The organism is Streptomyces sp. NPDC017940 (assembly GCF_044328435.1).
In the GTDB taxonomy this organism is placed as follows: domain Bacteria; phylum Actinomycetota; class Actinomycetes; order Streptomycetales; family Streptomycetaceae; genus Streptomyces.
In genome coordinates this window covers 788,370-813,341 of record NZ_JBIRHJ010000003.1, presented here as the reverse complement: position 1 = coordinate 813,341, position 24,972 = coordinate 788,370, and the positions used below count along the sequence as shown (strand labels likewise).

At 68.1% G+C, this 24,972-nt stretch carries 19 protein-coding genes and 1 tRNA gene; 18 read left to right on the top strand and 2 right to left on the bottom strand.

Annotation, left to right across the window (positions count from 1 at the left end; all coding sequences use genetic code 11):
- The first annotated feature begins 104 nt into the window (after positions 1-104).
- Complete coding sequence (locus tag ACH4DX_RS13665) at positions 105-1,535, top strand: MFS transporter (RefSeq protein WP_398155143.1); 1,431 nt, start codon at positions 105-107, stop codon at positions 1,533-1,535.
- Positions 1,536-1,718: 183 nt separating this feature from the next.
- Positions 1,719-2,774, top strand: a complete 1,056-nt coding sequence (locus ACH4DX_RS13660; protein ID WP_398155142.1) for a UDP-N-acetylmuramate dehydrogenase — start codon at positions 1,719-1,721, stop codon at positions 2,772-2,774.
- 22 nt (positions 2,775-2,796) lie between these two features.
- On the opposite strand, the gene ACH4DX_RS13655 is transcribed toward ACH4DX_RS13660, so the two are convergent.
- Positions 2,797-3,816 carry an adenosine deaminase gene (locus ACH4DX_RS13655; RefSeq protein WP_398122129.1) on the bottom strand — a complete coding sequence of 340 codons (1,020 nt, stop codon included), beginning with the start codon at positions 3,814-3,816 and terminating at the stop codon, positions 2,797-2,799.
- 153 nt (positions 3,817-3,969) lie between these two features.
- Complete coding sequence (locus ACH4DX_RS13650; protein ID WP_398122128.1) at positions 3,970-5,196, bottom strand: pyridoxal phosphate-dependent aminotransferase; 1,227 nt, start codon at positions 5,194-5,196, stop codon at positions 3,970-3,972.
- A 202-nt stretch (positions 5,197-5,398) separates the two neighbouring features.
- On the opposite strand from ACH4DX_RS13650, the gene ACH4DX_RS13645 reads away from it, so the two are divergent.
- The 16 genes from ACH4DX_RS13645 to fusA all read left to right on the top strand — a co-directional run bounded on the left by ACH4DX_RS13645 (position 5,399) and on the right by fusA (position 24,888).
- Positions 5,399-5,471 (top strand) — tRNA-Trp (locus tag ACH4DX_RS13645).
- Between the two features lie 106 nt (positions 5,472-5,577).
- A complete protein-coding gene (gene secE / locus ACH4DX_RS13640; RefSeq protein WP_030567222.1) occupies positions 5,578-5,865 on the top strand; it encodes a preprotein translocase subunit SecE in 288 nt (95 codons plus the stop codon).
- 76 nt (positions 5,866-5,941) lie between these two features.
- Positions 5,942-6,892, top strand: a complete 951-nt coding sequence (gene nusG, locus ACH4DX_RS13635; protein ID WP_398155141.1) for a transcription termination/antitermination protein NusG — start codon at positions 5,942-5,944, stop codon at positions 6,890-6,892.
- 308 nt (positions 6,893-7,200) lie between these two features.
- A complete protein-coding gene (locus ACH4DX_RS13630; protein ID WP_398155276.1) occupies positions 7,201-7,728 on the top strand; it encodes a hypothetical protein in 528 nt (175 codons plus the stop codon).
- A 194-nt stretch (positions 7,729-7,922) separates the two neighbouring features.
- Positions 7,923-8,357 (top strand): 50S ribosomal protein L11, encoded by a 435-nt coding sequence (gene rplK / locus ACH4DX_RS13625; RefSeq protein WP_016645192.1) that lies wholly within the window; start codon positions 7,923-7,925, stop codon positions 8,355-8,357.
- A gap of 104 nt (positions 8,358-8,461) precedes the next feature.
- Positions 8,462-9,184, top strand: a complete 723-nt coding sequence (gene rplA / locus ACH4DX_RS13620; protein ID WP_398122125.1) for a 50S ribosomal protein L1 — start codon at positions 8,462-8,464, stop codon at positions 9,182-9,184.
- A 199-nt stretch (positions 9,185-9,383) separates the two neighbouring features.
- Entirely contained in the window at positions 9,384-10,286 is a 903-nt protein-coding gene (locus ACH4DX_RS13615) for a hypothetical protein (protein ID WP_398155140.1), read from the top strand.
- 239 nt (positions 10,287-10,525) lie between these two features.
- Positions 10,526-11,386 carry an LppX_LprAFG lipoprotein gene (locus ACH4DX_RS13610; protein ID WP_398155139.1) on the top strand — a complete coding sequence of 287 codons (861 nt, stop codon included), beginning with the start codon at positions 10,526-10,528 and terminating at the stop codon, positions 11,384-11,386.
- 315 nt (positions 11,387-11,701) lie between these two features.
- Positions 11,702-12,229 (top strand): 50S ribosomal protein L10, encoded by a 528-nt coding sequence (rplJ, locus tag ACH4DX_RS13605; RefSeq protein ID WP_398122122.1) that lies wholly within the window; start codon positions 11,702-11,704, stop codon positions 12,227-12,229.
- A 110-nt stretch (positions 12,230-12,339) separates the two neighbouring features.
- Positions 12,340-12,726 (top strand): 50S ribosomal protein L7/L12, encoded by a 387-nt coding sequence (gene rplL / locus ACH4DX_RS13600; RefSeq protein WP_398122121.1) that lies wholly within the window; start codon positions 12,340-12,342, stop codon positions 12,724-12,726.
- A 651-nt stretch (positions 12,727-13,377) separates the two neighbouring features.
- Positions 13,378-16,863, top strand: a complete 3,486-nt coding sequence (gene rpoB / locus ACH4DX_RS13595) for a DNA-directed RNA polymerase subunit beta (RefSeq protein WP_398122120.1) — start codon at positions 13,378-13,380, stop codon at positions 16,861-16,863.
- A 125-nt stretch (positions 16,864-16,988) separates the two neighbouring features.
- Positions 16,989-20,903: a DNA-directed RNA polymerase subunit beta' gene (locus ACH4DX_RS13590; protein WP_398122119.1), complete on the top strand. Its 3,915-nt coding sequence runs from the start codon at positions 16,989-16,991 to the stop codon at positions 20,901-20,903.
- Between the two features lie 108 nt (positions 20,904-21,011).
- On the top strand, positions 21,012-21,584 hold the full coding sequence (locus ACH4DX_RS13585) for a DUF1707 and DUF4190 domain-containing protein (RefSeq protein ID WP_398122118.1): 573 nt from the start codon (positions 21,012-21,014) through the stop codon (positions 21,582-21,584).
- 293 nt (positions 21,585-21,877) lie between these two features.
- On the top strand, positions 21,878-22,249 hold the full coding sequence (rpsL, locus tag ACH4DX_RS13580) for a 30S ribosomal protein S12 (protein ID WP_003948652.1): 372 nt from the start codon (positions 21,878-21,880) through the stop codon (positions 22,247-22,249).
- A 2-nt stretch (positions 22,250-22,251) separates the two neighbouring features.
- Complete coding sequence (gene rpsG, locus ACH4DX_RS13575; protein WP_003974303.1) at positions 22,252-22,722, top strand: 30S ribosomal protein S7; 471 nt, start codon at positions 22,252-22,254, stop codon at positions 22,720-22,722.
- A 39-nt stretch (positions 22,723-22,761) separates the two neighbouring features.
- Positions 22,762-24,888 (top strand): elongation factor G, encoded by a 2,127-nt coding sequence (gene fusA / locus ACH4DX_RS13570; protein ID WP_398122117.1) that lies wholly within the window; start codon positions 22,762-22,764, stop codon positions 24,886-24,888.
- Positions 24,889-24,972 lie beyond the last annotated feature (84 nt).

Sequence of the window (24,972 nt, the reverse complement as noted above, 5' to 3'; positions counted from 1 at the left end):
CGGAAAGGGTGCTGCCGTGGCGCAAGGGTCTCGCCGGGCGGTTCGGCGTGTCCAGTAAAGTTAGTCATCAATTACTAACCTGACAAGCAGTCTCTGGGGGAGCGATGTCACAACAAGCAGCACACCGCGGGGGAGTCGTCTGGGCCCTCGTCATCACGAGCGTCGCCGGTTTCATGGCGGCCCTCGACAACCTGGTCGTCACCACCGCGCTGCCCTCCATCCGCGAGGACCTGGGCGGTGGCCTGGAGGACCTCGAGTGGACGGTGAGCGCCTACACCCTCACCTTCGCCGTGCTGCTGATGTTCGGCGCGGCCCTGGGGGACAGGTTCGGACGGCGCAAGCTCTTCGGCATCGGCCTCGCCGTCTTCACCGTCTCCTCCGCCGCGGCGGCTCTCGCGTCCGGCATCGAGGAGCTGATCGCCGCCCGCGCGGTCCAGGGCGTCGGCGCCGCGATCATGATGCCGCTCACCCTGACCCTGCTCACCGCCGCCGTACCGGCACACAAGCGCGGGATGGCGTACGGGATCTGGGGTGCCGTCAACGGCCTCGCCGTCGCCAGCGGGCCGCTCATCGGCGGCGCGCTCACCGAACACGCCTCCTGGCAGTGGATCTTCTGGCTGAACGTCCCGCTCGGCCTCGCGCTGCTGCCGCTCGCCCGGACGCGTCTCACCGAGTCCCACGGCACGGGCGGCCCGCTCGACGTCACCGGCACGCTCCTCGCCAGCGGCGGCCTGTTCGGCATCGTCTACGCGCTGATCCGCGGCAACATCGACGGCTGGTCCAGCACCCCCGTCCTCACCGGTCTGATCGCGGGCGGCGCGCTGCTCGCGGGCTTCGTGCTCCACGGTGCCCGCAGCAAGAACCCGATGCTCCCGATGCGGCTCTTCCGGAACCGGGCCTTCTCGGCGATCAACGCGGCCAGCCTGCTGATGTTCGTCGGGATGTTCGGCTCGATCTTCCTGCTCAGCCAGTTCCTGCAAGGGGTGCTCGGCTACTCGCCGACCGAGGCGGGGCTGCGCATGCTCCCGTGGACCGGGATGCCGATGATCGTCGCGCCGATCGCGGGCTACCTCTCCGACCGCGTCGGCGGCCGTCCGGTCGTCACCGTCGGGCTCGCGCTCCAGGCCGTGGGACTCGGCTGGTTCGCCGTCGTCCTGTCGCCCGACGTGTCGTACGCCGCCCAGCTGCCCGCCCTGATCCTCAGCGGGATCGGCATGGCCCTGTACTTCGCGCCCGCCGCCAGCCTCGTCATGGCCAGCGTCCGGCCCGCCGAGCAGGGCATCGCTTCCGGCGCCAACAACGCGCTGCGCGAGGTGGGCGGGGCGCTCGGCATCGCCGTCCTGGCCTCGGTCTTCTCCGCGCAGGGCGGATACGGGGCGCCGCGGGCGTTCGTGGACGGGCTCGTGCCCGCGCTGTGGGTAGGCACGGGGGTCGTCGGCCTTGCGGCCGTTGCTGCCTCGCTTCTGCCCGGGCGCGGGGGTGCCTCGGGGGGTGTCGAAGCCTCGGCCGAGAAGCGGGTGCCTGCCTCCGTGTGACTGGGGGTTCATCTGGGGGTGCGCCCCCTCTCCCCCGCTTTCCGGCCCTTCGGGCCTCGTCCTCGGGCGCCGGACGGGCTGATTGCGGCCCGTCCTGCGGTTGGCGAGCTGAGTGCGGCTCGTCGGGCGCGCGGCGAGGCGGTCGGCCCGGGGGCCCGCGGACCGGCCCGTACCCTGGTGCGTGTGCAGGTACTCCAAGACGCTCCCCTCGCCCCGCTGACCACCTTCCGGCTCGGTGGGCCCGCGACCCGCCTGGTCACCGCGACGACCGACGGCGAGGTGATCGCCGCCGTCCGGGAGGCCGACGACGCCGGGACCCCGCTGCTGATCATCGGCGGCGGGTCGAACCTGGTCATCGGGGACAAGGGCTTCGACGGCACCGCGCTGCGCATCGCCACCACCGGCTTCGAGCTCGACGGCACGGAGCTGGAGCTCGCGGCCGGTGAGGTGTGGACGGACGCCGTGGCGCGCACCGTCGAGGCGGGGCTCGCGGGCATCGAGTGCCTGGCCGGGATCCCGGGCTCCGCGGGCGCGACGCCCATCCAGAACGTGGGCGCCTACGGCCAGGAGGTCTCCTCGACGATCACCGAGGTGGTCGCGTACGACCGGAAGGCCGGGGAGACGGTCACGATTCCGAACGCCGAGTGCGACTTCTCGTACCGCCACAGTCGTTTCAAGGCCGAGCCCGAGCGGTTCGTGGTCCTGCGGGTACGGTTCCTGCTGGAGGACGCGGCGGGGATGAGCGCCCCCATCGCCTACCCGGAGACCGCGCGCACGCTCGGCGTCGAGGCCGGTGAGCGGGTGCCCGCCGCCACGGCCAGGGAGACCGTCCTGAAGCTGCGCGCGGGCAAGGGCATGGTGCTCGACCCCGAGGACCACGACAGCTGGTCGGCGGGGTCGTTCTTCACCAACCCGATCCTCACGGCCGAGGAGTTCGCCGCCTTCCGCGCGCGCGTGGCGCAGCGGCTCGGCCCGGACACCGCACCGCCCGCGTTCCCCGCGGGGGACGGCCGCGTGAAGACCTCCGCGGCCTGGCTCATCGACAGGGCGGGCTTCACCAAGGGCTACGGCGAGGGCCCGGCCCGCATCTCCACCAAGCACACGCTGGCCCTGACCAACCGCGGCGGCGCCACCACCGAGGACCTGCTCGCCCTCGCCCGCGAGGTGGTCGCGGGCGTGCGGGAGGCCTTCGGCGTCACGCTGGTCAACGAGCCGGTGACGGTGGGCGTCAGCCTCTAGGCGGCCCGTCCGGCGCCCGCGCTCAGGCGGCCAGCCACTGGTCCACGCCCGCGAGCAGCTTCTCCCGCACACCGGTGGGCGCCGCCGAGGCGCGGACCGACTGCCGTGCGAGCTCGGCCAGCTCGGAGTCGTCGAAGCCGTGGTCGTGCCGCGCGATCTCGTACTGCGCGGCCAGGCGCGAGCCGAAGAGCAGCGGGTCGTCGGCGCCGAGCGCCATCGGCACCCCGGCGTCGAACAGCGTCCGCAGGGGCACGTCCTCGGGCTTCTCGTAGACCCCGAGCGCCACGTTGGACGCCGGGCACACCTCGCACGTCACGCCCCGCTCCGCGAGCTGCCTGAGCAGCCGCGGGTCCTCCGCCGCCCGCACCCCGTGCCCGATGCGCCGCGCGTGCAGGTCGTCGAGGCAGTCCCGCACCGAAGCGGGCCCGGTCAGCTCGCCGCCGTGCGGGGCAGCGAGCAGGCCGCCCTCCCGGGCGATGGCGAAGGCGCGGTCGAAGTCCCGCGCCATGCCGCGCCGCTCGTCGTTGGAGAGCCCGAAGCCGACGACCCCGCGGTCGGCGTAGCGCACCGCGAGCCTGGCCAGTGTGCGCGCGTCCAGGGGGTGCTTCATGCGGTTCGCCGCGACCAGGACGCGCATCCCCAGGCCGGTCTCCCGCGAGGCGCTCTCCACGGCGTCCAGGATGATCTCCAGGGCCGGGATGAGGCCCCCGAGCCGGGGCGCGTACGACGTCGGGTCGACCTGGATCTCCAGCCACCCCGAGCCGTCCTTGATGTCCTCCTCGGCCGCCTCCCGCACCAGGCGCTGGATGTCCTCGGGATCCCGCAGGCAGGACCGTGCCATGTCGTAGAGCCGCTGGAAGCGGAACCAGCCCCGCTCGTCGGTGGCACGCAGCTTCGGCGGCGTACCGCCCGTCAGCGCCTCCGGCAGGTGGACCCCGTGCTTGTCGGCCAGCTCGAGCAGCGTCGAGGGCCGCATCGACCCGGTGAAGTGCAGGTGCAGATGGGCCTTCGGCAGCTCTCTTACGTCTCGTACACGCTCCATTCCAGGATCTTGCCGTACGGACGGCCCGTCCCGGTAGCCGCTTCTCCCCAAGAAGTCCTTCAAGGGGTACGTCCCCGAACGGACAGACGGGCACCTACGAAAACTCGTAGGTGCCCGTCCACGCGCGCGTGGGGCGCGGAAACAAGACGTGCGTCAGTCGCGGGCCTCGGCCAGCAGCTTCTGGATGCGCGCGACGCCCTCGACCAGGTCCTCGTCGCCGAGTGCGTACGAGAGCCGCAGGTACCCCGGGGTGCCGAAGGCCTCACCCGGGACCACCGCGACCTCGGCCTCCTCCAGGATGAGCGCGGCGAGCTCGACGGTGTTCCGCGGACGGCTGCCGCGGATCTCCTTGCCGACGAGAGCCTTCACCGAGGGGTAGACGTAGAACGCGCCCTCGGGCTCCGGGCACAGGACGCCGTCGATCTCGTTCAGCATCCGCACGATCGTGCGGCGGCGCCGGTCGAAGGCCGCACGCATCGCGTCGACGGCCGTCAGGTCGCCGGAGACGGCGGCGAGGGCGGCGGCCTGGGCGACGTTGGAGACGTTCGACGTGGCGTGCGACTGGAGGTTCGTCGCGGCCTTCACCACGTCCTTCGGGCCGATGACCCACCCGACCCGCCAGCCGGTCATGGCGTACGTCTTCGCGACGCCGTTGACCACGACGCACTTGTCGCGGAGCTCGGGCAGCAGGGCGGGCAGGGACGTGAACTGCGCGTCTCCGTAGACGAGGTGCTCGTAGATCTCGTCCGTCATGACCCACAGGCCGTGCTCCAGGGCCCAGCGGCCGATGGCCTCCGCGTCCTCGCGGCTGTAGACGGCGCCCGTCGGGTTCGACGGCGACACGAAGAGCACGACCTTGGTCTGCTCCGTGCGCGCGGCCTCCAGCTGCTCCACGGAGACGCGGTAGCCGGTGGTCTCGTCGGCGACGACCTCGACGGGGACACCGCCGGCGAGGCGGATCGACTCGGGGTACGTCGTCCAGTACGGCGCCGGGACGATGACCTCGTCGCCCGGGTCGAGGATCGCGGCGAAGGCCTCGTAGATGGCCTGCTTGCCGCCGTTGGTCACCAGGATCTCGGAGACCTCGGGCTCGTACCCGGAGTCGCGCAGCGTCTTCGCGGCGATCGCGGCCTTCAGCTCGGGCAGGCCGCCCGCGGGCGTGTAGCGGTGGAACTTCGGGTTCTTGCAGGCCTCGACGGCGGCCTCGACGATGTAGTCCGGGGTCGGGAAGTCCGGCTCGCCCGCGCCGAAACCGATCACCGGGCGCCCGGCGGCCTTGAGGGCCTTGGCCTTGGCGTCGACGGCGAGGGTCGCGGACTCGGAGATCGCGCCGACTCGGGCGGAGACCCGGCGCTCGGTGGGAGGGGTGACAGCGCTCATGCGCCCATCGTTCCAGACCCCGAGCGCCCCCGGCACACGGGTTTGCAGGACCGGGGGACCGAGCACTGATCATCTCGGGCCCCATCCTGTTCGACGGGGCGCCCAGGACCACGTACACTCACTCGTCGTTGGCCCTCAACGGCTGCTCCTGCCAAACGCACTCGGTGCACATGGTCGGATGCTGTAGGTTGGGGGAAATCAAAGGGTCGTAGCTCAATTGGTAGAGCACTGGTCTCCAAAACCAGCGGTTGGGGGTTCAAGTCCCTCCGGCCCTGCTACACACACCTTCGCCAGGATGTGTGCGCATGTACGTACTGCAATGCACCGCCGTGCGGCTCAACCGGGCGCGGCACGGCCACGACCCGGAATCAGGTGAGACGAGTGACGGACGCCGTGGGCTCCATCGACATGCCTGATGCCCAGGACGAGGCGCCGGACTCCAAGAAGAAGGCGCGCAAGGGCGGAAAGCGCGGCAAGAAGGGCCCTCTGGGCCGACTGGCGCTGTTCTACCGCCAGATTGTCGCCGAGCTCCGCAAGGTCGTCTGGCCGACGCGCAGCCAGCTCACGACGTACACCACGGTCGTGATCATCTTCGTAGTCATCATGATCGGTCTCGTGACCGTGATTGACTATGGGTTCAGCAACCTCATCAAGTACATCTTCGGCTGAGCCGAGAGCGAAGGGCGCCGCACCCGGCGCCCCTTTCGCGTGTTCCACCCCTTGTATCCAGGAAGAAGCAGCCACCGTGTCTGACCCGAACCTGAACGACGCCGTTGAGCCTCGCGCGGATCACGCGGAGTCCGTGGAGGACCAGCTCGACATCGTCGAGGCGGCGGACGCCGAGGAGCCGGACCAGGCCGAGGCTGCGGACGTCGCCGCGGGCGAGCCCGCCGAGGAGGCGGCTCTGCACGTGGAGTCCGACGAGGAGGCCGCCGCCGGTGGCGCCCCGGTCGCCGAGACCGACGAGGACGCCGAAGCGGCCGAGGACGCCGACGCGGCCGACGACGTCGAAGCAGCGGACGACGCCGACGCGACCGAGGACGCCGAGGACGAGGCCCCCGTCGAGGCGGCCGAGCCCGTCGACCCGATCGCGGCCCTGCGCGACGAGCTGCGCGGCCTGCCCGGTGAGTGGTACGTCATCCACACGTACGCCGGTTACGAGAACCGCGTGAAGACCAACCTCGAGCAGCGCGCCGTCTCGCTGAACGTCGAGGACTTCATCTTCCAGGCCGAGGTGCCGCAGGAAGAGGTCGCGCAGATCAAGAACGGCGAGCGCAAGACCATTCGCCAGAACAAGCTCCCCGGCTACGTCCTGGTGCGCATGGACCTGACGAACGAGTCCTGGGGCGTCGTCCGCAACACCCCCGGCGTCACCGGCTTCGTGGGCAACGCCTACGACCCGTACCCGCTGACCCTGGACGAGATCGTCAAGATGCTCGCCCCGGAGGCCGAGGAGAAGGCCGCCCGCGAGGCCGCGGAGGCCGAGGGCAAGCCGGCTCCGGCCCGCAAGGTCGAGGTCCAGGTCCTGGACTTCGAGGTGGGCGACTCGGTCACCGTCACCGACGGCCCGTTCGCCACGTTGCAGGCGACGATCAACGAGATCAACGCCGACTCGAAGAAGGTCAAGGGCCTGGTCGAGATCTTCGGCCGCGAGACCCCGGTCGAGCTGAGCTTCGACCAGATCCAGAAGAACTGACTCAGAAGAACTGATGCAGAAAAACTGATGCAGAAGAACTGATCCAGCAGGATCTCTGGACGGAGCCCCTGGGCCGCGGGAAACCGCAGCTCAGGGGCTTTTCCGTGGACACGGTCAGTGAATGTGTCCTGCGCCACAACCATTCCGGGCTTCGGGTTGTCTCACTTGTAGACGGAAACGCCCGGTCCCTTCCTCCACACCACTTCAGCACGCTTATGGAGACTCCTGTCGCCATGCGCGGCGATTTGTGGTGCTCTGCGGCGGTACGGGGCGGGTGCACTCAACCGATGAGCAAGGGGGAACACCTGATGCGTGCCCGCAACACCGCGATAGCTGCCTCTGCCTGCGCCTTCGTCCTGTTCGGGGCCGGCACCGCCCTCGCGGGAACCGGCCCCGCGCCCGCGCCCGACGCCAGAAGGGCGGCTCCCCAGTCGACCGCCCCCTCGGCCGAGGGCAACCCGAAGAGCGTCAGGGCCCGGGCGGCGGGGGTCTGTTCCGACGCCTACCAGATCGGGGCCACGGCCTACATCGACCGGGGCGGCGCCCACGCCGCGTCGGTGAAGCAGTTCTACAGCCCGACGTGCAAGGCGAACTACGGCTACGTCTGGGTGTGGAAGAGCTTCCGCGACAAGGTCAAGGACTACGACGTCAGCACCGGCGTGTACAGCTACGCGCGGGACGAGATCGTCGGCCAGGACTGGTGGAACAAGACCAACGGCCAGGAGTTCTGGTCGCTGCCCGCCAAGACGGCGGCCGAGTGCACCTCGGCCGTCGGCCGGCTGCGTGCGCCCGGTGACGCGCTCACGGGCCAGGCGATGACGTCCAAGCGCTGCTGACGGCGGCCACCGAAGGGCGCGGGCCCCGGTCCTCGGGAGGCCGGGGGCCGCGGCCCCTGCCGATATCGGTTTGGGCCCCGCCGAGATACCCGTTATCGTAGTGCGGTATGCCTCCATCCGAATGATCGCGACTATCGACGACGATCATCGTCTCGGATGGGGCTCAACACTCTCACTAGGACCCGGAGAGAGCTATGCCTCCCAAGAAGAAGAAGGTCACGGGGCTCATCAAGCTCCAGATCCAGGCCGGCGCAGCCAACCCGGCCCCGCCGGTCGGCCCCGCGCTGGGCCAGCACGGCGTGAACATCATGGAGTTCTGCAAGGCGTACAACGCCGCGACCGAGTCGCAGCGTGGCTGGGTGATCCCGGTGGAGATCACGGTCTACGAGGACCGTTCCTTCACCTTCATCACCAAGACGCCGCCGGCCGCCAAGATGATCCTCAAGGCCGCGGGCGTGGAGAAGGGCTCCGGCGAGCCGCACAAGACCAAGGTCGCCAAGATCACCGAGGCGCAGGTCCGCGAGATCGCCACCACCAAGATGCCCGACCTCAACGCGAACGACCTGGACGCCGCGTCGAAGATCATCGCCGGCACCGCCCGTTCCATGGGCATCACGGTCGAGGGCTGATCACAGCTCCCGACGGAGCCGCGCAGTCGGCACCGTGACCTGAAGTGGCAGGGCCAGGCGCTGGTCCGGACCACGAACTCCCCACCTGAACCACAGGAGTAGAAGTGAAGCGCAGCAAGACTCTCCGCGCTGCGGACGCCAAGATCGACCGGGACAAGCTCTACGCCCCGCTCGAGGCCGTCCGGCTCGCCAAGGAGACCTCCGCGACCAAGTTCGACGGCACCGTCGAGGTCGCCTTCCGCCTGGGTGTCGACCCGCGCAAGGCCGACCAGATGGTCCGTGGCACCGTGAACCTCCCGCACGGCACCGGCAAGACCGCCCGGGTCCTGGTCTTCGCGACCGGTGACCGTGCTGCGGCCGCGGAAGCCGCTGGAGCCGACATCGTCGGCGCCGACGAGCTCATCGACGAGGTAGCGAAGGGCCGCCTGGACTTCGACGCCGTCGTCGCCACCCCGGACCTCATGGGCAAGGTCGGCCGCCTCGGCCGCGTGCTCGGTCCGCGTGGTCTGATGCCGAACCCGAAGACCGGCACCGTCACCCCCGACGTCGTGAAGGCTGTCAACGACATCAAGGGCGGCAAGATCGAGTTCCGCGTCGACAAGCACTCGAACCTGCACTTCATCATCGGCAAGGTGTCCTTCGACGACACCAAGCTGGTGGAGAACTACGCCGCGGCCCTGGAGGAAGTCCTCCGTCTGAAGCCGTCGGCCGCGAAGGGCCGGTACATCAAGAAGGCCGCCCTCACCACCACGATGGGCCCCGGCATCCCGCTGGACTCCAACCGCACCCGCAACCTCCTCGTCGAGGAGGACCCGGCCGCCGTCTGACACCGACGACAGCCGCGCCTGGCGCGTATGTGACGGGTCCCGCAACCTTTCCGGGTGCGGGGCCCGTCCCGTTTTCCGGGTACATGCTCGAAGATACGTAGGGGCCGTGCCCGTACGGAGTTGTGGACACGCGCGGGACACGCGGACGAGCGGACGCCGTCGGAGCGCCGGCTCGCATGGACGCAAGGGGTGGGACGACATGAACGGCACGACTGTGCGACGCATGGCGCTGGCGATCGCGACCGCGGCGGCCCTGACCGGGGGAGTGGCGGCCTGCGGTTCGTCGGACGACTCCGGCGGCTCCAAGCGCTCCGGCGACGGCGGCAAGGCCCTGAAGGCCGACCCGATAGCCGCACTGCGCACCATCGAGAACACCACCGACAAGGCGGACTCCGCCAAGGTCACGTCCGAGACCACCATGGGCTCGGCGATGTCCATGAAGGCCGAGGGCACCCTCGGGTGGGCCGATGGCCTCTCCGGCACCATGACCATCACCTACACCGGCGGCCAGATGGCGGAGACCATGCGCCAGGCCGGCAGCACCACCATGCAGGCCCGCTATCTGCCCGACGCCTACTACGCGAAGATGGGCGAGCAGTTCGCCGTCCAGGCAGGCGGCAAGCACTGGGTGCGGTACGCGTACGACGACCTGGAGAAGATCGGCGGTGGCTCGGGCGTGTACATGAAGGACGCGATGCAGAACAGCACGCCGCACCAGTCGGTGAAGATGTTGCTCGCCTCCGGTGACGTGAAGAAGGTCGGCGAGGAGAAGGTGCGGGGCGTGAACACCACGCACTACTCGGGCACCGTCGACGTGGCCAAGCTCGCGGAGCGCAGCTCGGCCCTCAGCACCTCGCAACTCGCCGACATGAAGAAGCAGCTGGAGCAGGCCGGGGTCACCACCGAGACCGTCGACATCTGGGTCGACGACGAGAACCTGCTGGTGAAGAAGACCGAGCGCGGCGAGATGAGGACCGGCACGCTCTCCGCCACCGCGTACTACAGCGACTACGGCACCGAGGTCTCCGCCGAGGAGCCGCCCGCCGGCGACACCGCGGACTTCCAAGACCTCATGAACCGGCAGCCCGGCACCGGCGGCTGACGCCGGGGCCCACCTCCGGCCCCCCAAGGGGCGCGACCAGCCACGAAGGACCCGCAGACGCGTCTGCCGAGCGACTCGGCAGGCGCGTCTGCGGCTTGTCGCGCGCCGAGCGCGCAGTTCCCCGCGCCCCCGACAGGGCGCCCCCAGCCCTCCGGGCAGCCTCTCGTCGAGGAGACCCTTACGTTCAGGTAATGTCAGCGCACCGCAATAAGTAGATCAAATGTTCCAGGGGTGGGGTCATGAGCATTTCCGTACGTACGGGACACAGGAGAACCGCAGGCGCCGCGCTGGCCGCCCTGCTGCTCGCCGGGGGCGCTGTCAGCTGTGGTTCGGAGAAGTCCGACAAGGCGGACAAGGCCGGGGGCGACATGGCGCCCGCGGCGGCCGTGAAGAAGGCCGCGGACAAGACCGAGAAGCTGACCTCGTTCAGCTTCCGCATGCGGGGCAGCGTCCCGGGCGACGGCCGGGTCCAGGCCGAGGCGGCGATGAGCACCGAGCCGCTCGCCATGAGCATGAAGATGAGCGCGCCCTCCCAGGGCCCGGAGAAGGCGGAGATCCGCCTCGTCGACGGCGCCATCTACCTCGGCGGCGGCAAGGAGGCCGCCAAGGAGATGGACGGCAAGCGCTGGATCAAGTTCGCCCACACCAAGGGCAAGGGCACCGCCAAGCAGGACGGCAGCTCGCTCTCCGCCCAGGCGGACAACAACCCGGCCGACCAGTCCACGCTCCTGACCGGCTCCGACGACCTGAAGAAGGTCGGCACCGAGAAGATCGAGGGCGTCGAGACCACCCACTACAAGGGCACGGTCACGCTGGACCGGATGCGTGAGCTCCTGAAGGACGAGGACGCGGCCACCAAGAAGCGCCGCGAGAAGAGCCTCAAGGAGTACGAGGACATGGGCGTCGAGAAGCTCACGATGGACATGTGGATCGACGGCGAGGACCACACCAAGCAGTTCCGCGCCCAGGGCAAGGGCAACAAGGGCCCCCTCGACATGACCATCACGTTCCTCGACTACAACAAGCCCGTGAAGGTCACCGCGCCGCCGAAGAGCCAGGTCATGGACCTCGCCGCCGAGATGGAGAAGGCCGGCAGCTGACCCGATTTGCCTGTCGCGACCGCGTTCGCGTACTCTTCCACAGAAGCCAAAGACCGCTGGTCGTTGCCGTGCGCTCGTAAGAGGGTGCGGTGGCCGAAGGATCCGCTGAAGCTGCGGACGACCCGCGTAGGTGACTGTGGAAGTGCTCCCGGACGACTGTGTCGTCAGGTCGAGCTCACGCCCCGTGCGCCTGCGCCGGGGCGTTTCGTTTTGTGCAGAACCCCTTCCCCGTGTGCCTGATTCAGGCGGTCCGGCAGTACGCGGCTGATCGCAGGGTCAGTCGAGGATCATCACCCCGGAAGGAGGCCGAGGCTCATGGCGACGTCCGACAAGGTCGCAGCCGTCGAGGAGATCACGCAGAAGCTGCGCGACTCCAACGCTGCTGTTGTCACGTCTTACACCGGACTGTCCGTGGCGCAGCTCAAGGAGCTTCGCCGTTCTCTCGGCGAGAACGCTCAGTACCGTGTGGTGAAGAACACGCTGACCAAGATCGCGGCCAACGAGGCCGGGATCCAGCTGGACGAGCACCTCAAGGGCTCGACCGCTGTTGCCTTCGTGACCGGTGACCCGGTCACGGCGGCGAAGGGTCTTCGTGACTTCGCCAAGGACAACCCCGCTCTCGTCATCAAGGGCGGTGTCCTTGATGGCAAGGCGCTGTCCGCCGACGAGATCAAGAAGCTTGCGGACCTCGAGTCCCGCGAGGTTCTGCTCAGCAAGCTGGCGGGTGCCATGAAGGGCAAGCAGTCCCAGGCTGCCTCTGTCTTCCAGGCGCTCCCGTCGAAGCTCGTCCGCACCGTGGACGCGCTTCGCGCCAAGCAGGCCGAGCAGGGCGGTGCCGAGTAATTCGGCTCGCGCATTGATCGTCGCCGCTGGCGAAGGTCGTAGCGGGCCCTTTGTACGCCCGCCTCTCTTGTACATCCGGCACCAGCCGAATTAGTGGAAGGACCGCCATCATGGCGAAGCTCAGCCAGGACGACCTGCTCGCCCAGTTCGAAGAGATGACCCTCATCGAGCTCTCCGAGTTCGTGAAGGCCTTCGAGGAGAAGTTCGACGTCACCGCCGCCGCTGCCGCGCCGGTCGTCGTCGCCGGTGGTGCCGCGGGCGGCGCCGCCGAGGCCGTCGAGGAGCAGGACGAGTTCGACGTCATCCTCACGGGCGCCGGCGACAAGAAGATCCAGGTCATCAAGGTCGTGCGCGAGCTGACCTCCCTGGGTCTGAAGGAGGCCAAGGACCTCGTCGACGGCACCCCGAAGCCGGTCCTCGAGAAGGTCGCCAAGGACGCCGCGGAGAAGGCCGCCGAGGCCCTCAAGGGCGCCGGCGCCTCCGTCGAGGTCAAGTAAGACCTTGCCGGGAGTCCTGTGACTCCTGCCGGGAGTCCTGTGACTCCTCGGGCCCCGGGACCCCCTCGCGGGTCCCGGCGGCCCCGCGCCGCACGGCGTGAGAAATCGCGCTGTAACGCATACGCACTGAAGGGCGATCACCCAGTTGGGTGGTCGCCCTTCGGCGTTGCCGCGACGGCTGCCTTGCACTGTCGGCACCGGCGAGTATGGTGATCTTCGTTGTGCCTCCGGACGGCCCCCGGCGGCTCCCGATCCGGAGCCTGTCGGGGCATGGGGGGCCTTGACGAACCGCACGCAGCGCGCAATTCTCAGGACGCGTCGTCACAACGATCCGGATCCGAGGCATGGATCGGTGACGAAGAGGGCAGTATCGATGTGCATCGAGGGCGTGGCTTGCAGCAGGGGTTGAGAACAACGAGGGTCTTCAAAAACCCGCACTGGACATCAGTGGGCCAAGTGGCTACACTGACCCTTTGCGCTGCCTGTTAGCTGCCTCCTGCCCGTCACCAGGGGCATGCCCATGCTTGAGCACTGTGGACAGAACCGGCCCTGACCTGGCCCTCTTCGGGTGAGTCGGGGAACGCCTCCCACCGTGTCCAGCCTGGGACCGGTACGCGCGTAGTGAGTCCGAGCCCTCGGAAGGACCCCCTCTTGGCCGCCTCGCGCACTGCCTCGACCGCGAATACGAACAACGGCGCAAGCACCGCCCCGCTGCGCATCTCCTTTGCAAAGATCAAGGAGCCCCTCGAGGTTCCGAACCTTCTTGCGCTGCAGACCGAGAGCTTTGACTGGCTGCTCGGCAACGACGCGTGGAAGGCTCGCGTCGAGTCGGCTCTGGAAAGTGGACAGGACGTCCCCACCAAGTCCGGTCTCGAGGAGATCTTCGAGGAGATCTCCCCGATCGAGGACTTCTCCGGGTCGATGTCGCTGACCTTCCGCGACCACCGCTTCGAGCCTCCGAAGAACTCGATCGACGAGTGCAAGGAGCGCGACTTCACCTTCGCCGCCCCGCTCTTCGTCACGGCCGAGTTCACCAACAACGAGACCGGTGAGATCAAGTCTCAGACGGTCTTCATGGGCGACTTCCCGCTCATGACGAACAAGGGCACGTTCGTCATCAACGGCACCGAGCGTGTCGTGGTGTCGCAGCTGGTCCGTTCGCCCGGTGTCTACTTCGACTCCTCCATCGACAAGACGTCCGACAAGGACATCTTCTCCGCCAAGATCATCCCGTCCCGGGGTGCCTGGCTGGAGATGGAGATCGACAAGCGCGACATGGTCGGTGTCCGCATCGACCGCAAGCGCAAGCAGTCGGTCACCGTGCTCCTGAAGGCTCTCGGCTGGACCACCGAGCAGATCCTCGAGGAGTTCGGCGAGTACGAGTCCATGCGCGCCACCCTGGAGAAGGACCACACCCAGGGCCAGGACGACGCGCTGCTCGACATCTACCGCAAGCTGCGCCCGGGCGAGCCGCCGACCCGTGAGGCCGCTCAGACGCTGCTCGAGAACCTCTACTTCAACCCCAAGCGCTACGACCTCGCGAAGGTCGGCCGCTACAAGGTCAACAAGAAGCTGGGTGCGGACGCGCCCCTCGACGCGGGCGTCCTCACGGTCGAGGACATCATCGCCTCGATCAAGTACCTGGTGAAGCTGCACGCCGGTGAGACCGAGACCGTGGGCGACAGCGGCGTGGACATCGTCGTCGAGACCGACGACATCGACCACTTCGGCAACCGTCGTCTGCGCAACGTCGGCGAGCTCATCCAGAACCAGGTCCGCACGGGTCTGGCCCGTATGGAGCGCGTCGTGCGCGAGCGCATGACGACCCAGGACGTCGAGGCCATCACGCCGCAGACGCTGATCAACATCCGGCCGGTCGTCGCCTCCATCAAGGAGTTCTTCGGCACCAGCCAGCTGTCGCAGTTCATGGACCAGAACAACCCGCTGTCGGGTCTGACGCACAAGCGTCGTCTCTCGGCACTGGGTCCCGGTGGTCTCTCGCGTGAGCGGGCGGGCTTCGAGGTCCGAGACGTGCACCCGTCCCACTACGGACGCATGTGCCCGATCGAGACCCCCGAAGGCCCGAACATCGGTCTGATCGGCTCGCTCGCCTCCTACGGCCGCGTCAACGCGTTCGGCTTCGTCGAGACGCCGTACCGCAAGGTCGTCGAGGGCGTCGTCACCGACGAGGTCGACTACCTCACGGCCGACGAGGAGGACCGCTTCGTCATCGCGCAGGCGAACGCGCCGCTCACCGAGGAGCTCCGCTTCGAGGAGTCCCGCGTGCTCGTCCGCCGCCGCGGCGGCGAGGTCGACTACGTCCCCGGTGACGACGTCGACTACATGGACGTCTCGCCGCGCCAGATGGTGTCGGTCGCGACCGCCATGATCCCCTTCCTCGAGCACGACGACGCCAACCGCGCGCTCATGGGCGCGAACATGATGCGTCAGGCCGTGCCGCTGATCACCGCCGAGGCCCCCCTCGTCGGCACCGGCATGGAGTACCGCTGCGCGGTCGACGCCGGTGACGTGATCAAGGCCGAGAAGGCCGGTGTGGTCCAGGAGGTTTCCGCGGACTACGTCACGGTCACCAACGACGACGGCACGTACACCACGTACCGCGTCGCCAAGTTCTCCCGCTCCAACCAGGGCACCTCGGTGAACCAGAAGGTTGTGGTGGAAGAGGGTGCCCGCGTCGTCGAGGGCCAGGTCCTCGCCGACGGCCCGGCCACCGAAGAGGGCGAGATGGCCCTCGGCAAGAACCTCCTCGTGGCGTTCATGCCGTGGGAGGGCCACAACTACGAGGACGCGATCATCCTGTCGCAGCGCCTCGTGCAGGACGACGTCCTCTCCTCGATCCACATCGAGGAGCACGAGGTCGACGCCCGTGACACCAAGCTGGGCCCCGAGGAGATCACCCGGGACATCCCGAACGTCTCCGAGGAGGTCCTCGCCGACCTCGACGAGCGCGGCATCATCCGGATCGGTGCCGAGGTCGTCGCCGGCGACATCCTCGTCGGCAAGGTCACGCCCAAGGGCGAGACCGAGCTGACGCCGGAGGAGCGCCTGCTGCGCGCGATCTTCGGTGAGAAGGCCCGCGAGGTCCGTGACACCTCCCTGAAGGTCCCGCACGGCGAGATCGGCAAGGTCATCGGCGTCCGCGTCTTCGACCGCGAGGAGGGCGACGAGCTCCCCCCCGGTGTGAACCAGCTGGTGCGCGTGTACGTGGCGCAGAAGCGCAAGATCACCGACGGTGACAAGCTCGCGGGACGCCACGGCAACAAGGGCGTCATCTCGAAGATCCTGCCCATCGAGGACATGCCGTTCCTCGAGGACGGCACCCCGGTCGACATCATCCTGAACCCGCTGGGTGTCCCGTCCCGAATGAACCCGGGGCAGGTCCTGGAGATCCACCTCGGCTGGCTCGCCAGCCGCGGCTGGGACGTCTCCGGTCTCGGGGAGGACTGGGCGCAGCGCCTCCAGGCCATCGGCGCCGACTCGGTCCAGCCGGGCACCAACGTCGCGACCCCGGTCTTCGACGGTGCCCGCGAGGACGAGCTCGCCGGTCTCCTGGAGCACACGATCCCGAACCGCGACGGCGAGCGCATGGTGCTTCCGTCCGGCAAGGCCCCGCTGTTCGACGGCCGCTCCGGCGAGCCGTTCCCGGAGCCGATCTCGGTCGGCTACATGTACATCCTCAAGCTGCACCACCTGGTCGACGACAAGCTGCACGCCCGGTCGACCGGTCCGTACTCGATGATCACGCAGCAGCCGCTGGGTGGTAAGGCTCAGTTCGGTGGCCAGCGCTTCGGCGAGATGGAGGTGTGGGCGCTGGAGGCTTATGGCGCCGCGTACGCCCTCCAGGAGCTGCTGACGATCAAGTCCGACGACGTGACCGGCCGCGTGAAGGTCTACGAGGCCATCGTCAAGGGCGAGAACATCCCCGAGCCCGGCATCCCCGAGTCCTTCAAGGTGCTCATCAAGGAAATGCAGTCGCTCTGCCTCAACGTGGAGGTGCTGTCCTCGGACGGCATGTCCATCGAGATGCGCGACACCGACGAGGATGTCTTCCGCGCTGCGGAGGAGCTCGGTATCGACCTGTCCCGGCGCGAGCCGAGCAGCGTCGAAGAGGTCTGACGGGTCCGGCCGGGACCTCACTCGTGAGGTCCCGGCCTTGCCCCGGACCCGTACAGACCATGATGAAGCGCCTTTTCACTCGCTAACGCGAGGGGCACAACCCCGAAAGAGGGATTGACGACAAAGTGCTCGACGTCAACTTCTTCGACGAGCTGCGGATCGGCCTTGCCACCGCGGACGACATCCGACAGTGGTCCCACGGCGAGGTCAAGAAGCCGGAGACCATCAACTACCGCACCCTGAAGCCCGAGAAGGACGGACTCTTCTGCGAGAAGATCTTCGGTCCGACCCGGGACTGGGAGTGCTACTGCGGCAAGTACAAGCGTGTCCGCTTCAAGGGCATCATCTGTGAGCGCTGTGGCGTCGAGGTCACGCGCGCCAAGGTGCGCCGTGAGCGGATGGGCCACATCGAGCTTGCCGCGCCCGTCACGCACATCTGGTACTTCAAGGGCGTCCCGTCGCGCCTCGGCTACCTCCTCGACCTCGCGCCGAAGGACCTCGAGAAGGTCATCTACTTCGCCGCGTACATGATCACGTTCGTGGACGAGGAGCGCCGCACCCGCGACCTGCCCTCCCTGGAGGCGCACGTCTCCGTGGAGCGCCAGCAGATCGAGAACCGCCGCGACGCCGACCTGGAAGGCCGGGCCAAGAAGCTCGAGACCGACCTGGCCGAGCTGGAGGCCGAGGGCGCCAAGGCCGACGTACGCCGCAAGGTGCGCGAAGGCGCCGAGCGCGAGATGAAGCAGCTGCGCGACCGTGCGCAGCGCGAGATCGACCGTCTCGACGAGGTGTGGAACCGCTTCAAGAACCTCAAGGTCCAGGACCTCGAGGGCGACGAGCTGCTCTACCGCGAGCTGCGTGACCGCTTCGGCACGTACTTCGACGGCTCGATGGGTGCCGCGGCGTTGCAGAAGCGCCTGGAGTCCTTCGACCTCGACGAGGAGGCCGAGCGCCTCCGCGAGATCATCCGCACCGGCAAGGGCCAGAAGAAGACCCGTGCGCTCAAGCGCCTCAAGGTCGTCTCCGCGTTCTTGCAGACGTCCAACAGCCCCAAGGGCATGGTGCTCGACTGCGTGCCGGTCATCCCGCCGGACCTGCGTCCGATGGTGCAGCTGGACGGTGGCCGCTTCGCGACCTCCGACCTGAACGACCTGTACCGCCGCGTCATCAACCGCAACAACCGCCTGAAGCGGCTTCTCGACCTCGGCGCGCCCGAGATCATCGTGAACAACGAGAAGCGCATGCTCCAGGAGGCCGTCGACGCGCTCTTCGACAACGGCCGTCGTGGCCGCCCGGTCACGGGCCCCGGCAACCGTCCGCTGAAGTCGCTGTCCGACATGCTCAAGGGCAAGCAGGGCCGCTTCCGTCAGAACCTGCTCGGCAAGCGTGTGGACTACTCCGCGCGTTCCGTGATCGTCGTCGGTCCGCAGCTGAAGCTGCACCAGTGCGGTCTGCCGAAGGCGATGGCGCTCGAGCTCTTCAAGCCGTTCGTGATGAAGCGCCTGGTCGACCTGAACCACGCGCAGAACATCAAGAGCGCCAAGCGGATGGTCGAGCGCGGCCGCACGGTCGTGTACGACGTCCTCGAAGAGGTCATCGCCGAGCACCCGGTCCTCCTGAACCGTGCGCCCACGCTGCACCGCCTCGGCATCCAGGCCTTCGAGCCGCAGCTGGTCGAGGGCAAGGCCATCCAGATCCACCCGCTCGTCTGCACCGCGTTCAACGCGGACTTCGACGGTGACCAGATGGCCGTGCACCTGCCGCTCTCCGCGGAGGCGCAGGCCGAGGCCCGCATCCTGATGCTGTCCTCGAACAACATCCTCAAGCCCGCCGACGGCCGTCCGGTGACGATGCCGACGCAGGACATGGTCCTGGGTCTGTTCTTCCTCACCACGGACGAGGAGGAGCGCGAGGTCATCGGTGAGGGCCGGTCCTTCGGCTCCACCGCCGAGGCGATCATGGCGTTCGACGCCAAGGAGCTCTCGCTCCAGGCGAAGGTCGACATCCGCTTCCCCGTGGGCACCTTCCCGCCCCGCGGCTGGACCCCGCCGGTCCCCGAGGACGGCGACGACCTCAGCGGCGAGCGGGCCTACCAGCAGGGCGACAGCTTCCGGCTGCGGACGACCCTGGGCCGCGCGCTCTTCAACGAGCTGTTGCCCGAGGACTACCCGTTCGTCGACTACTCGGTGGGCAAGAAGCAGCTCTCCGAGATCGTCAACGACCTGGCCGAGCGCTACCCCAAGGTCATCGTGGCGGCGACGCTCGACAACCTGAAGGCGGCGGGCTTCTACTGGGCGACCCGTTCCGGTGTCACCGTGGCCATCTCCGACGTCGTGGTCCCCGAGGCCAAGAAGGCGATCGTCGCGGGCTACGAGGCGCAGGACGAGAAGGTCCAGAAGCAGTACGAGCGCGGTCTGATCACCAAGGAAGAGCGCACGCAGGAGCTCATCGCGATCTGGACCAAGGCGACCAACGAGGTCGCCGAGGCGATGAACGCGAACTTCCCCAAGACCAACCCCATCTTCATGATGGTCGACTCGGGTGCCCGAGGAAACATGATGCAGATGCGGCAGATCGCCGGTATGCGTGGTCTGGTGTCGAACGCGAAGAACGAGACCATCCCGCGTCCGATCAAGGCCTCGTTCCGTGAGGGCCTCTCCGTCCTCGAGTACTTCATCTCCACCCACGGTGCCCGTAAGGGTCTGGCGGACACGGCTCTGCGTACCGCCGACTCCGGTTACCTCACCCGTCGTCTGGTCGACGTCTCCCAGGACGTCATCATTCGCGAGGAGGACTGCGGCACCGAGCGCGGTCTGAAGCTGAAGATCGCGATCCGTGGCGAGGACGGCGTGCTCCGCAAGACGGAGAACGTCGAGACGTCGGTGTACGCCCGCATGCTGGCCGAGGACGTCGTCATCGACGGCAAGGTCATCGCGCCGGCCAACGTCGACCTCGGTGACGTGCTCATCGACGCCCTGGTCGCCAACGGCGTCGAGGAGGTCAAGACCCGCTCGGTCCTGACCTGTGAGTCGGCGGTCGGCACCTGTGCCTTCTGCTACGGCCGCTCGCTCGCCACCGGCAAGCTGGTCGACATCGGTGAGGCGGTCGGCATCATCGCCGCCCAGTCCATCGGTGAGCCCGGTACCCAGCTGACGATGCGTACCTTCCACACCGGTGGTGTGGCCGGTGACGACATCACCCAGGGTCTGCCCCGAGTCGTCGAGCTCTTCGAAGCCCGTACGCCGAAGGGTGTCGCCCCGATCTCGGAGGCGAAGGGCCGCGTCCGCATCGAGGAGACCGAGAAGACCAAGAAGCTCGTGGTCACCCCGGACGACGGCAGCGACGAGACGGCGTTCCCGATCTCGAAGCGCGCCCGTCTCCTGGTGGGCGAGGGCGACGCGGTCGAGGTGGGCCAGAAGCTCACCGTCGGTGCCACCAACCCGCACGACGTGCTCCGGATCCTCGGCCAGCGCGCCGTCCAGGTCCACCTGGTCGGAGAGGTCCAGAAGGTCTACAACTCGCAGGGCGTGTCGATCCACGACAAGCACATCGAGATCATCATCCGGCAGATGCTGCGCCGAGTGACGATCATCGAGTCCGGCGACGCGGAGCTGCTTCCGGGCGAGCTCGTCGAGCGCTCGAAGTTCGAGACCGAGAACCGTCGTGTGGTCACCGAGGGCGGTCACCCCGCCTCCGGCCGTCCGCAGCTGATGGGTATCACCAAGGCCTCGCTGGCGACGGAGTCCTGGCTGTCGGCCGCCTCCTTCCAGGAGACGACCCGAGTGCTGACGGACGCGGCGATCAACGCCAAGTCCGACAGCCTCATCGGCCTCAAGGAGAACGTCATCATCGGTAAGCTCATCCCGGCCGGTACGGGTCTTTCCCGCTACCGCAACATCCGGGTGGAGCCCACCGAGGAGGCCAAGGCCGCGATGTACTCGGCCGTCGGCTACGACGACATCGACTACTCGCCCTTCGGGACGGGTTCGGGTCAGGCCGTGCCGCTGGAGGACTACGACTACGGTCCGTACAACCAGTAGAAGCACACAGCGCACCCCGCGGGGCGGACATCCGGCTGAGGCCGGGTGGCCGCCCCGCGGCGCGTTGGCGCATGATGGAGGGCACACATCTTCTCGGGGGAGGCGTGCGTGACGAATCCGTCGTGGCAGCCAGGTCCGTGGCCGCCCGGGCAGGGGCTGCCCGCGCAGTCCCAGCAGCCCGGCCGGCCGCCCATGCAGTTCGGGCCGCAGGGGCCGCCGTCGATGCTCGCCGGGCACTCCGACCGCGAGCGCGCGGTCGACGTGCTGCGGGCCGGCTTCGCCGAGGGGCGCCTCCAGCAGGACGAGTACGAGCGGCGCGTGGAGCGTGCCTACCAGGCCCGCACGGTGGGGGAGCTGGGTCTGCTCGTCGCGGACCTGCCGCAGGGCCCCATCGGCTTCCAGCAGCCCGCTCCGCAGTACGTGCCGCCCACCTTCCTGCCCGTGGCGCCGCCCACCAACGGCAAGGCGGGCGCGGCCCTCGCCTGCGGCATCGGCACGTTCTTCACCGTCGGCCTCACCGCCGTGCCCGCGGTCGTCCTCGGTCACATGGCCCGCTCGGAGATCCGCCGCACCCACGAGGGCGGCGACGGTATGGCGGTGGCGGGGCTCGTGCTCGGGTGGCTGTCGATCGTGGGGTGGTCCCTGCTGCTGCTGTTGATCGTTTCGGCGTCCTCGGGCTGACCGGGGGAGCTCGACGGCACGGGGGAATGTCCAGCCCTTCCCCCGGTGTGTCCGGACTGCGGGGTATTTGTTTTGACCGCAGCCAATGAGGTAGGTACGCTCAGACCTTGTGCCTGGGGTGTGCCTGGGCTCGTGTGCGTGTCCTCAACCGCACGGCGAGTCCGATCCGGCCGCCGCAATCTGCGTCCTCCCCGTCTTCGGCGGGAGTCCGCGGTATTCGACACACCCGACCGCGTGGGTCGGCAAAGTTCCAGGTTAGCTTTACTATTCGGCACACAGAAACCGGAGAAGTAGTGCCTACGATCCAGCAGCTGGTCCGGAAGGGCCGGCAGGACAAGGTCGAGAAGAACAAGACGCCCGCACTCGAGGGTTCCCCTCAGCGCCGTGGCGTCTGCACGCGTGTGTTCACGACCACCCCGAAGAAGCCGAACTCGGCCCTGCGCAAGGTCGCGCGTGTGCGTCTGACCTCTGGCATCGAGGTCACGGCCTACATTCCGGGTGAGGGACACAACTTGCAGGAGCACTCCATCGTGCTCGTGCGCGGCGGCCGTGTGAAGGACCTGCCGGGTGTTCGCTACAAGATCATCCGCGGTTCGCTCGACACCCAGGGTGTCAAGAACCGCAAGCAGGCCCGCAGCCGCTACGGCGCCAAGAAGGAGAAGTAAGAATGCCTCGTAAGGGCCCCGCCCCGAAGCGCCCGGTCATCATCGACCCGGTCTACGGCTCTCCTCTGGTGACCTCCCTCATCAACAAGGTGCTGCTGAACGGCAAGCGCTCCACCGCCGAGCGCATCGTCTACGGCGCCATGGAGGGTCTGCGTGAGAAGACGGGCAACGACCCGGTCATCACGCTGAAGCGCGCGCTCGAGAACATCAAGCCGACCCTCGAGGTCAAGTCCCGCCGCGTCGGTGGTGCGACCTACCAGGTGCCGATCGAGGTCAAGCCCGGTCGCGCCAACACGCTGGCCCTGCGCTGGCTGGTGGGTTACTCCCGCGCCCGTCGCGAGAAGACCATGACCGAGCGTCTGCTCAACGAGCTCCTCGACGCCTCCAACGGCCTCGGTGCCGCTGTGAAGAAGCGCGAGGACACCCACAAGATGGCCGAGTCCAACAAGGCCTTCGCGCACTACCGCTGGTAGTCGCTACCCCCATCGAGACCGAGAGAAGACTGAGCCGATATGGCTACCACTTCACTTGACCTGGCCAAGGTGCGCAACATCGGCATCATGGCTCACATCGACGCGGGCAAGACGACGACCACCGAGCGGATCCTGTTCTACACCGGTGTCTCGTACAAGATCGGTGAGGTCCACGACGGCGCCGCCACGATGGACTGGATGGAGCAGGAGCAGGAGCGTGGCATCACGATCACCTCTGCTGCCACCACCTGTCACTGGCCGCTGAACGACGTCGATCACACGATCAACATCATCGACACCCCGGGCCACGTCGACTTCACCGTCGAGGTGGAGCGTTCGCTCCGCGTGCTCGACGGTGCCGTGACGGTGTTCGACGGCGTCGCCGGCGTCGAGCCCCAGTCCGAGACCGTGTGGCGTCAGGCGGACCGCTACGGCGTCCCCCGCATCTGCTTCGTCAACAAGCTCGACCGCACGGGTGCCGAGTTCCACCGCTGCGTCGACATGATCGTCGACCGCCTCGGTGCGACCCCGATCGTCATGCAGCTGCCCATCGGCGCGGAGGCCGACTTCAAGGGCGTCGTCGACCTCGTCACGATGAAGGCCTTCGTCTGGTCCGCCGAGACCAAGATGGGCGAGGCCTACGACATCGTCGACATCCCGGAGACGCACACCGAGGCTGCCGAGGAGTACCGCGGCAAGCTGCTCGAGGCCGTCGCCGAGAACGACGAGCAGATGATGGAGCTGTACCTGGAGGGCCAGGAGCCCACCGAGGAGCAGCTGTACGCGGCCATCCGCCGCATCACCATCGCCTCCGGCAAGGGCGGCGACACCACCGTCACCCCCGTGTTCTGTGGCACCGCGTTCAAGAACAAGGGCGTCCAGCCCCTGCTCGACGCGGTCGTGCGCTACCTGCCCTCCCCCCTGGACGTCGAGGCCATCGAGGGCCACGACGTCAAGGACCCGGAGCAGGTCGTCAAGCGCAAGCCGTCCGACGACGAGCCGCTGTCGGCCCTCGCGTTCAAGATCGCGAGCGACCCGCACCTCGGCAAGCTCACCTTCGTCCGGATCTACTCCGGTCGCCTGGACTCCGGCACCGCGGTGCTGAACTCCGTCAAGGGCAAGAAGGAGCGCATCGGCAAGATCTACCGCATGCACGCGAACAAGCGTGAGGAGATCGACTCGGTGGGCGCCGGTGACATCGTCGCCGTCATGGGTCTGAAGCAGACCACCACGGGCGAGACGCTCTGTGACGACAAGGCCCCGGTCATCCTGGAGTCCATGGACTTCCCGGCCCCGGTCATCCAGGTCGCCATCGAGCCGAAGTCCAAGGGTGACCAGGAGAAGCTGGGTGTCGCCATCCAGCGTCTCTCGGAGGAGGACCCCTCCTTCCAGGTTCACTCGGACGAGGAGACCGGCCAGACCATCATCGGTGGTATGGGCGAGCTTCACCTCGAGGTGCTCGTCGACCGCATGAAGCGCGAGTTCCGCGTCGAGGCGAACGTCGGCAAGCCGCAGGTCGCGTACCGCGAGACGATCCGTCGGGCCGTCGAGCGCGTGGACTACACCCACAAGAAGCAGACCGGTGGTACCGGTCAGTTCGCCAAGGTGCAGATCGCGATCGAGCCCATCGTGGACGGCGACGCGTCGTACGAGTTCGTCAACAAGGTCACCGGTGGCCGCATCCCGCGGGAGTACATCCCCTCGGTGGACGCCGGTGCGCAGGAGGCCATGCAGTTCGGCATCCTGGCGGGCTACGAGATGACGGGCGTCCGCGTCACGCTCATCGACGGCGCCTACCACGAGGTCGACTCCTCCGAGCTCGCCTTCAAGATCGCCGGCTCGCAGGCCTTCAAGGAGGCCGCGCGGCAGGCCAAGCCCGTGCTGCTCGAGCCGATGATGGCCGTCGAGGTCACCACGCCCGAGGACTACATGGGCGATGTCATCGGCGACATCAACTCCCGCCGTGGCCAGATTCAGGCCATGGAGGAGCGCAGTGGTGCTCGCGTCGTGAGGGGCCTCGTGCCCCTCTCGGAGATGTTCGGCTACGTCGGAGACCTCCGCAGCAAGACGTCGGGTCGCGCAAGCTACTCAATGCAGTTCGACTCCTACGCCGAGGTTCCGAGGAACGTCGCCGAGGAGATCATCGCGAAGGCCAAGGGCGAGTAACTCACCCGAGTTCACGCTTTAGGCTTGACACCATCCGCCGGGGTTCGACCCCGCAGGGCGAGAACCCCGGCGGCTGGCTTCCCA

Coding starts and splice junctions, on each gene's coding strand:
- ACH4DX_RS13615 (WP_398155140.1), top strand. CDS start 9,384: ATGAACGGCACGACTGTGCGACGCATGGCGCTGGCGATCGCGACCGCG.
- ACH4DX_RS13610 (WP_398155139.1), top strand. CDS start 10,526: ATGAGCATTTCCGTACGTACGGGACACAGGAGAACCGCAGGCGCCGCG.
- fusA (WP_398122117.1), top strand. CDS start 22,762: ATGGCTACCACTTCACTTGACCTGGCCAAGGTGCGCAACATCGGCATC.
- ACH4DX_RS13630 (WP_398155276.1), top strand. CDS start 7,201: ATGCGTGCCCGCAACACCGCGATAGCTGCCTCTGCCTGCGCCTTCGTC.
- rpsG (WP_003974303.1), top strand. CDS start 22,252: ATGCCTCGTAAGGGCCCCGCCCCGAAGCGCCCGGTCATCATCGACCCG.
- rplJ (WP_398122122.1), top strand. CDS start 11,702: ATGGCGACGTCCGACAAGGTCGCAGCCGTCGAGGAGATCACGCAGAAG.
- rplK (WP_016645192.1), top strand. CDS start 7,923: ATGCCTCCCAAGAAGAAGAAGGTCACGGGGCTCATCAAGCTCCAGATC.
- ACH4DX_RS13655 (WP_398122129.1), bottom strand. CDS start 3,816: ATGGAGCGTGTACGAGACGTAAGAGAGCTGCCGAAGGCCCATCTGCAC.
- ACH4DX_RS13665 (WP_398155143.1), top strand. CDS start 105: ATGTCACAACAAGCAGCACACCGCGGGGGAGTCGTCTGGGCCCTCGTC.
- rplL (WP_398122121.1), top strand. CDS start 12,340: ATGGCGAAGCTCAGCCAGGACGACCTGCTCGCCCAGTTCGAAGAGATG.
- ACH4DX_RS13650 (WP_398122128.1), bottom strand. CDS start 5,196: ATGAGCGCTGTCACCCCTCCCACCGAGCGCCGGGTCTCCGCCCGAGTC.